Source organism: Zoogloea sp. (assembly GCF_017302315.1).
Taxonomy (GTDB): domain Bacteria; phylum Pseudomonadota; class Gammaproteobacteria; order Burkholderiales; family Rhodocyclaceae; genus Zoogloea.
Genome location: NZ_JAFLDT010000126.1, coordinates 1 through 8,047, shown reverse-complemented (window position 1 = coordinate 8,047; position 8,047 = coordinate 1). Strand labels below are relative to the sequence as shown.

At 64.8% G+C, this 8,047-nt stretch carries 7 protein-coding genes; 6 read left to right on the top strand and 1 reads right to left on the bottom strand.

Going from position 1 to position 8,047, the window contains the following annotated elements:
- The 6 genes from J0L98_RS20585 to J0L98_RS20560 form a co-directional block, all read left to right on the top strand.
- A partial coding sequence (locus J0L98_RS20585; RefSeq protein ID WP_296413986.1) for a toll/interleukin-1 receptor domain-containing protein occupies positions 1–1,077 on the top strand: 1,077 nt, incomplete at its 5' end.
- A gap of 83 nt (positions 1,078–1,160) precedes the next feature.
- The gene (locus J0L98_RS20580) at positions 1,161–2,255 is read left to right on the top strand and encodes a formylglycine-generating enzyme family protein (RefSeq protein WP_296413985.1); all 1,095 of its coding nucleotides are present in this window, start codon (positions 1,161–1,163) and stop codon (positions 2,253–2,255) included.
- Positions 2,256–2,558: 303 nt separating this feature from the next.
- On the top strand, positions 2,559–2,750 hold the full coding sequence (locus J0L98_RS20575) for a hypothetical protein (protein ID WP_296413983.1): 192 nt from the start codon (positions 2,559–2,561) through the stop codon (positions 2,748–2,750).
- Positions 2,716–2,928, top strand: a complete 213-nt coding sequence (locus J0L98_RS20570) for a hypothetical protein (RefSeq protein ID WP_296413982.1) — start codon at positions 2,716–2,718, stop codon at positions 2,926–2,928. Before J0L98_RS20575 ends, J0L98_RS20570 begins: the two co-directional genes overlap by 35 nt.
- 25 nt (positions 2,929–2,953) lie before the next feature.
- Positions 2,954–5,800 carry a TrlF family AAA-like ATPase gene (locus J0L98_RS20565; RefSeq protein ID WP_296413981.1) on the top strand — a complete coding sequence of 949 codons (2,847 nt, stop codon included), beginning with the start codon at positions 2,954–2,956 and terminating at the stop codon, positions 5,798–5,800.
- A 1-nt stretch (position 5,801) separates the two neighbouring features.
- Positions 5,802–7,070, top strand: a complete 1,269-nt coding sequence (locus tag J0L98_RS20560) for an ATP-binding protein (protein ID WP_296413979.1) — start codon at positions 5,802–5,804, stop codon at positions 7,068–7,070.
- A 92-nt stretch (positions 7,071–7,162) separates the two neighbouring features.
- On the opposite strand, the gene J0L98_RS20555 is transcribed toward J0L98_RS20560, so the two are convergent.
- Positions 7,163–8,047, bottom strand: an 885-nt coding sequence (locus J0L98_RS20555) for a hypothetical protein (protein ID WP_296413977.1), incomplete at its 5' end; no start/stop codon positions are given.

The window sequence follows — 8,047 nt, the reverse complement described above, 5'->3', positions numbered from 1 at the left end:
CGCGACTATCTAGGCCCCACGGCCTACACCTGGTTGGTGGCCTCCGCCGCCTACCCTCAGCTCTCCGCCGATCTCACCGCCTATCTGGCCCACCGGCTGGCCGAGCAACCGGGCCTTCAGCCGGAGCGCACCGACCCGCGCCTCTTCGAGGCTCGCCTGATGGCCATCGCCCAGCTCCCCTGGTGCCGCCAGGGCTGGATGCCCGACTGGCTGCGACGGGCCCTGCTGCTCAGCCAGCCGGTGGGCACCCGCAGTCTCATCAAGTCCATCGTCCAGGGCCTCTTCGAGACCGCCGGCAGTCAGGCCCTGCCGGGTGGCATCGCCCTCGGCAGCGTCGCCCGGGACGACCGCTCCGGCTGGCTGCAGCGCCTGCGCGACCGCATCGGCTTTGCCGGCGTGGTGGAAGGCGAACCCCCCGACAGCCCCCTGCGCGACGTGATCTACCTGGGCGTGCTGCGGGGCGACTACGATCGGGAGCTGGCCCTGGAGGTGGGCGACACTCCGGACGACAGCGACCTCGCCCCGTTCACTCTCAACCCCCTGCGCTGGTTGTGGGCAGTGACCATGGTGGTGGCCCACCCGGTGCGCCGCGGTGTCGCCCGGCTCCTGCGGCCCGGGCCGCCCGCCGCCGTGCCGACGGAAAGCGTGTCACCCCCTGAGGACGCAACCGACCCCGACATCTACCTGCTCTACGCCCAACCCGACGGGGCCGTCGCCGAGCGTCTGGCCCGTCACTTCCGGGCACGGGGCTGGCGGGTGTTCACCGACGTGCAGCTCATGGGTGGAAAGAACTGGATCGAGGACAACGCCCAGGCCCTGGAGGCCGCCCGGCTGGTGGTGGTGCTGTGGTCGTCCCATTCGGTGGAGAGTCAATTCGTGCTGGATGCCGCCACGCGGGGCTGGGACAGGGAGGTGCTGATACTCGTGCGCATCGAAGCCGTCGGGATACCCGCCCCCTTCGACATGTTGTTCACGCTTGATGTGTTGGACTGGAGCGGGGCACAGGATCATCGGGTGCACGCCCTGCTGGACGCCCTGGCGCGTCGGCTTGCCCCAGGGGGAGAGGTGTACAAATGAGTGCAGCCCCTCTCCGCCCCGATGATTCGCCCCCTCAAGCGCCCGCCCCTCCGTTAGCGCCGCCCGGCACCAGCCTGCCACCCTTGAAGGACGTCCTGCGCCCCATCCTGCGCCCCCCTCCCGGACGCGCCTCGGCGGCCGTCCGTCGGAGCCTGCGGGCGGCCTTTTGGCTGGGGCTGGCTCTGGTGTTATTGGCGGGTGTCGTGCTGCCCTACCTCGCGCCGCACTGGATGCCTTCCGTGGCGTTCACGACCCCGAGCGCGGAGATGGAGGAGGGCGCCTACCCACCCGGCACCCGCCTGCGTGATTGTCGCGATGCGGGGTGCCCGTGGCTGGTGGTGGTGCCGGCGGGGGAGTTCGTGATGGGGTCGCCGGAGGGTGAGGAAGGTCATGAATCGGATGAAAGCCCGCAGCACCGTGTGAGGATCAGGGAGCCGTTTGCGGTGATGGAGGGGGAAGTGACGCGGGAATCGTTTGGGCGCTTTGTGGATGAGACCGGGTATAAGGTTGGCGAAGGCTGTAGCGTGTGGTCAGGCAAGGGCTGGCAGAATGATGCGAAACGCAACTGGCGCGACCCTGGCTTTGAGCAGAGGTCGGATCACCCTGTGGTTTGCGTGGACTGGAACGGAGCCCGTGCGTTTGCGGCGTGGTTGAGCCAGCGGACGGGTCAAACGTATCGCCTGCTGACGGAAGGGGAATGGGAGTACGCAGCGCGGGCGGGGAGTTCTGGCCGCTACCACTTTGGTGACAAGTCCGCAGATCTGTGCCGTTACGCCAATGTGGCCGACCAGCGCGCAAAGAAGGTATATCCGGACATTACGATAGCCGACTGTGATGACGGCCATGTGCATACGGCTCCTGTGAAGCACTACCAGCCGAATGGCTTCGGACTTTACGACATGCATGGCAATGCCTGGGAATGGGTGCAGGACTGCTGGCAGGACAACTACAAGGGTGCGCCGGAGGATGGGAGCACGCCCTGGGAGACCAACTGCGGTGAAGATGTTCGGGTGCTGCGCGGCGGCGGCTGGAACAACTCCCCAGACAATGCCCGCTCGGCCATCCGCAGCAGGTACTCCCCGGTCATCCGCTTCAACTTCACTGGTTTTCGGCTTGCCCGGACCCTTAAATCTTCATCCTTTACCCCTTTACCCCCTGAACAAAGGTCCAGTAAATAGCACACGGGTGCCGAAGCGGTGCCGGGCGGGGGAGCGGGGGCAGCGCCCCCGCAAGGGGCTTGAGCCCGACGCGATGCGTAGCGAGGCCGGCTGCCGAGCGCGCACCCGGGTCATCCGACGGGCTCGTCCTGGTTGCGGGCAATCACCTCGGCGGCAGTCAGGGGGGTAGGTGGTGTCGGATTCGGTAAAGGTCTGGGTGCGGGCGGCCATGGGACCCTCTTGGCCGAATGAGGAGCGTTCTCGGTGGGTTCGATTGCTGCGAAATGCAGTACATTTGCGGGACATCCACAAAAGGAGTGCGCCATGAAGCGCCCCAAGGACGAAACCTTGTCCATCCGAACCTCGGCAGATATCAAGCGCTTGCTGCGCATGGCAGCAGAGCGGGAGCACCGTTCAATCGCCTCGATGATGGAAGTGCTGATTCTGAAATATGCGCATGAGCATGGGCTGAAACTGGAAAGTGACGCCATCGAAAGACAAGAGACAGGCTCTTGACATGGGGGCGCCAAAAGAAGAAGTGCAGGCGCACAAGTACGCCAAGCCACTGAAGCGCGATCTGTCGCGCAAGGACGTCGAGGCGTGTCTCGCCTGCGATCCGGGCGAGTTCGGCGATAGCCCGTTCGAGGATGAGGTTCAGGCGCTGATGCAGGTGCTCAAAATAAAGGCGGAATAGTGATGGCCGCCATCAGGAGAAGAACATGAGCCAACCCTGGCCTTACCCCGGCGCACGCTGGTGGAAGTTCGATTTCCATACCCACACCCCTGCCTCCAAGGACACCGGGGCATGGCAGGCGGCCATCGGTACGCCGAATGCGCTGACGCCACATACCTGGCTGCTCAAGTACATGGCCGCCGGGATCGACTGCGTGGCGGTCACCGACCACAACACAGGCGAGTGGATCGATACGCTCAAGGCGGCCTATGCGGAGATGAAGCGCGAGGCCGACGCAGGCGCACCGCCCGCCGGTTTCCGTGAACTGCACCTCTTCCCCGGTGTGGAAATTTCGGTACAGGGAGGCTTTCACCTGCTGGCGATCTTCGACCCGTCCGCCACCAGTCAGACCATCAGCGACCTGCTGGCGCGGGTGGACTACCAAGGCACGCGCGGCGACAGCGATGGCGTCACCCGAATCGGTGCCGCCCAGGTGGTCGAGCGCATTTTGGCGGCGGGTGGCATTGCCATTCCGGCACACGTCGATGGCGACAAGGGCCTGCTACAGGTCGAGCCTGGTACGCGAGAATGCCTGATGGATACCACGACGGTCAGGCAGGTTTTGCAGGAGCCCGGCATCCTGGCGCTGGAGTGGGCTGCTGCCTCCAGCCCCGTACCCATGGTGCTGGATGAACTGAAACTGCACTTTGCCAGCGTGGTGGGCAGCGATTGCCACAGCTTCCAGGGGTCGGCTGTGCCGGGTTCGCGCTACACCTGGATCAAGATGGCCCAACCCAGCGCGGAAGGCTTGCGACTTGCGTTGCTGGATGGGCAAGAGGTCTCCGTTCGACGCAGCGATGAAAGCAGCGGTTTTGCGCCGTTCAACACGCCCGAGCATTTCATCGAGTCGATTGAAATTCGCGACGCGCGCTACATGGGGCGTGGCAGGCTGCCCGCCAGCTTGCCGCTCAACCCCTACTTCAACGCCCTGATCGGTGGGCGTGGCACCGGCAAATCGACCATCGTGCATGCCCTGCGCCTGGCCTATCGGCGCGAGAAGGAGCTGTCGCCCACCTCGGAAGCCGGGCAGACCTTCAACCGCTTCAACAAGGTCGCCAAGACCCGCAGTGACGAAGGCGGGCTGCGGGGGGAGACGGCCATCTGCGTGCAAGTGCAGCGCGATGGCATGTCGTATCGCCTTATCTGGCGACAGGATGGTCAAGGCCACGCGGTGGAGGAATGGGACACTGCTTCGGGCAGCTTCAAGCCCTCGACCAGCCAGGCTGTCACTGAACAGCGATTCCCGCTGCGCCTGTTCAGCCAGGGGCAGATCGCGGCGTTGGCCGGCGACAGCCAGCAGGCGCTGCTGAAGGTCGTTGACGATGCCGCTGGCACGCAATCGCAGCAGGCGGCCTTTGACGAGGCCAAGCGTGCCTTCCTGGCCGCTCGGGCGCAGATGCGTGAGCTGGAAGGCAAGCTGCAAGGACGCGAGCCGTTGACGCTTGCCCTGCAAGACATTCAGCGCAAGCTGGCCCGCTTCGAGGGCGCCGACCATGCGGCGGTTCTGAAGAATTACCAGCGCACCAGCCGGCAAAGCCGCGAGCTGGAACGCCAGTTCGAAGCCGCCACCGAATTGTCAGCACGCTTGAAAGCGTTTGCTGCCGACGTGCTGGCGGAAGACTTGCCAGAAGGGTTGTTCGATACCGCCGAGGACGGCCCGGCCCTGAGCCTCGTCCAAGCGCTGCACGCAGCCATCGCCAAAGCGCGGCAGGAGGTCGAGAACACGGCCAACGCGCTGCAGGAACGCGGACACGTCCTGCGCAACGAACTGGAAGCCTTACCGTCGTTTGCGCGAATCGGCGCGGCCAAGGCAGCTTACGACCAGCTCAAGGCCGATTTGCTACAGCAGGGTGTCAATGACCCCAGCGAGTACGGCCGTCTTGTTCAAGAGAAACTGCGGCTGGAGACCGCGCTGACGATGCTGGAGGGCCTGCAGAAGCAGCAGGAGGCGTTGCGCGAGAAGGCCCAAGTGCTGCAGCAGCAGGTGCGGTCTGCCCGCCGTGCCATCAGTGCCCAGCGCAGCGAATTTCTGCAGGCAACGCTGCAAGGCAATCCCTTCGTGCGGATCGAGCTGATCCCATACAGCCGGGATGCGCAGGGCATTGAGCGCTCCTTGCGGGAGCTGCTTGGGGCTGCGGACGGCAAGTACGTGGATGACCTGTATCAGGAGCAAGAGGGGGGGCTTCCCAGGGGCCTCGTGGCCGACTTGCTTGGGACGTCTGTTCTTGGCGAACAACCGAGCGCCGGGGATACTGCCGCCTTCGAGCAGGCGCTGCAGACGCAGAAGACGCGCCTGTTGCAAGCCTGTCGTGGTCAGGCGGAATTTGGTGCCTGGTTCAGTAAGTTCTTGAAAGCGGAGGCCGATAAGCGCCCGGAGTTCATCGATCACATCCGGTGCTGGTTCCCCGAAGACGGCTTGCAGGTGGAATACAGCCGCAAAGGCGATGGCAAAGATTTCCGGTCCATCGGTCAGGCTTCCGCCGGGCAGCGCGCGGCCGCCATGCTGGCCTTCCTGCTGGCGCACGGCAACGAGCCGCTGGTGCTCGACCAGCCCGAGGACGACCTGGACAACCACCTGATCTACGGGCTGGTGGTGCAGCAGATTCGCAGCAACAAGCTGCGCCGCCAGCTCATCATCGTGACCCACAACCCCAACATCGTGGTCAATGGCGATGCGGAGCTGATTCACGTGCTGGATTTCAATCACCAGTGCCATGTGAAGCAAACCGGCTCCTTGCAGGACCACGCCATGCGCCGTGAAGTCTGCCAGGTGATGGAAGGCGGTGAAGAAGCGTTCGAGAGGCGCTACCAGCGTCTCGGAAAAGAGGTTTGACATGTTCGACAGCGTCGCCGACTTGATCGACAAGATTCGTCTGGGCGAGGACTCCTATCTGGAGCTGAAGGAAGTCCGCTTTGCCGGCCAAAAGGTATCGGCGCCCCATAGAGACTCCCTGGCCGACGAGTTGGCGGCGTTTGCCAACAGCCGTGGCGGTGTGTGCGTGCTGGGCGTAGACGACACCCGTGACGTACTTGGTATTCCGCTGGATCGCCTGGATTTGGTAGAAGATTTCGTCCGGCAGATTTGCCTGGACATCATCACCCCGCCGCTGACGCCGGTGATCGAGCGTCTGACCCTGCCCGGCACTGCCGGCGAGCAGCTACCCGTATTGAAGGTTGATGTCGCTGGCAGTCTGTTTGTGCATCGAAGCCCCGGCGGCTATTTCCATCGTGTGGGCAGTGCCAAGCGCGAGATGGCGCCCGAGTATTTGGCGCGTCTTTTTCAACAGCGCAGCCAAGCGCGCATCATTCGCTTCGACGAGCAGGCCGTGCCCGGCGCTTCGCTCGACGATCTTTCAGATGCCCTCTGGCAGCGCTTCGCGAGCCCCCGCGTGCAGGACACCCGTGAGGTGCTTCTGGACAAGCTCGCCATGGCTCGCCCGGATGCCGACGGGGTCCTTCGTCCGACCATTTCCGGTGTGTTGATGGCAAGTGCGGACCCTCGCCGTTGGCTGCCGAATGCTTTCATCCAGGCTGTGGCCTATCGGGGGACCGAGGTCTTGCCTCAAGGCGACTCCGCCTACCAGCTCGATGCCCAAGACATCACAGGGCCTCTTGATGCCCAGGTGCTGGCAGCCTGTCACTTTGTCCGCAAAAACATGCGGGTCTTCGCATCGAAAGATGAGGGTCGGCATGATCTGCCCCAGTACGACATGACGGCTGTCTTCGAAGCGTTGGTGAATGCCGTTGCCCATAGAGACTATTCCATTCACGGCGCCAAGATCCGCCTGAAGATGTTTGCGGATCGGCTGGAGCTGTATTCGCCTGGCGCCATCCCCAACACGATGACCGTGGACAGCCTTCCCTATCGGCAAGCTGCGCGGAATGAGGCCGTCACCAGCCTGCTGGCCAAGTGCCAGGTACCCGACACCGACAAAGCGATCACCGGTCGCAGCGCGATGATGGACAAGCGTGGTGAGGGTGTGCAGATCATCCTGGATCAGAGTGAGCGGCTATCCGGTCTTCGCCCGGTGTACCGCCTTGTTGACGACTCCGAACTGTTGTTGATCATTCGGGCAGCTAAACCGTTGGTTGCAGAGGACTAAGAGTTTTTTATGTCGTTGGTTCAGACATCAGAGGGTACGGTGCCTCTCGCGTGTAGAAACAAAGTTCAGTGGGGGGAGGTCGTCGATTTCTCTCACCCCCGCCGACCCAGCCAGTGCCCCGTCCGTTCCAGCGCTTCCGCCCACCCGGCCTCCACCGCCCGGCTCACCGGCAGCCGTTGCACTGCATCCGGCCAGGCGTGCGGCGCGGGACTCTCCGGCAGCCGGATGCCACCGAAGTGTTCCAGCCCCATGCCCACTTCGTCATAGCCCAGTAGCTGGCGGGCGCCGGTGGCGCCGGTGTAGCGGCCGTTGTATTCGTAGATGGCGTAGTCGCCTTCGGGGGTACGCTGGCACTGGATGTTGAGGGGGCCGCGCCAGCCTTCGGTGGCAAAGGCCTGGGCGCAGCGCTGGCCGAGTGTGAGCAGGGCGGGGTCGTCGTTGCGGGCGACGCGTTCGCTGCGGCCCTGGCGCATGGCGTGGCGGGTGGCCAGCAGGCCTTTGAGGCTGCCGTCGGGGGCGATGAAGGCCTGGATGGAGTGCTTGTCGGCTTCGAAGCTGTGGAAGAGAGGGATGCCGTCGCGGGCGATGCCGTCCAGGTAGGCCTGCACCTCGGCGCGGTCGCCCAGGTAACGCTGCAGGATGTAGTCGGGGCGGCCGGCCAGGCGGGCGAGCTGGGCTTCGTTCTGAACCAGGAAGACGCCGCGGGAGGCGAAGCCCTGGCGGGGTTTGGCGATCAGGGGGTAGCCGTGGCGGGCGGCAAAGTCGATGAGCCGGGCGGCGTCAGTGTCGGTGGCCAGGGTGGCGGCGTAGGGCAGGCCGTGGCGCGTTGACAGGGCGGCGCTGGCGGCCTTGTCGAGCATGGCCAGGGCGGGGCCGGGGGCGCCGCACAGGAAGGGGAGGGCCGGGTTGGGGCGGGCCTGGGCTCGGGCGGCCAGCCAGGCCACGTCGTCGTCGCGGCAGGGGATGACGACGCGGGG

What these genes read in the sequence shown, in the direction of transcription:
- J0L98_RS20575 (WP_296413983.1), top strand. Translation starts at nt 2,559, where the DNA reads ATGAAGCGCCCCAAGGACGAAACCTTGTCCATCCGAACCTCGGCAGAT.
- J0L98_RS20560 (WP_296413979.1), top strand. Translation starts at nt 5,802, where the DNA reads ATGTTCGACAGCGTCGCCGACTTGATCGACAAGATTCGTCTGGGCGAG.
- J0L98_RS20565 (WP_296413981.1), top strand. Translation starts at nt 2,954, where the DNA reads ATGAGCCAACCCTGGCCTTACCCCGGCGCACGCTGGTGGAAGTTCGAT.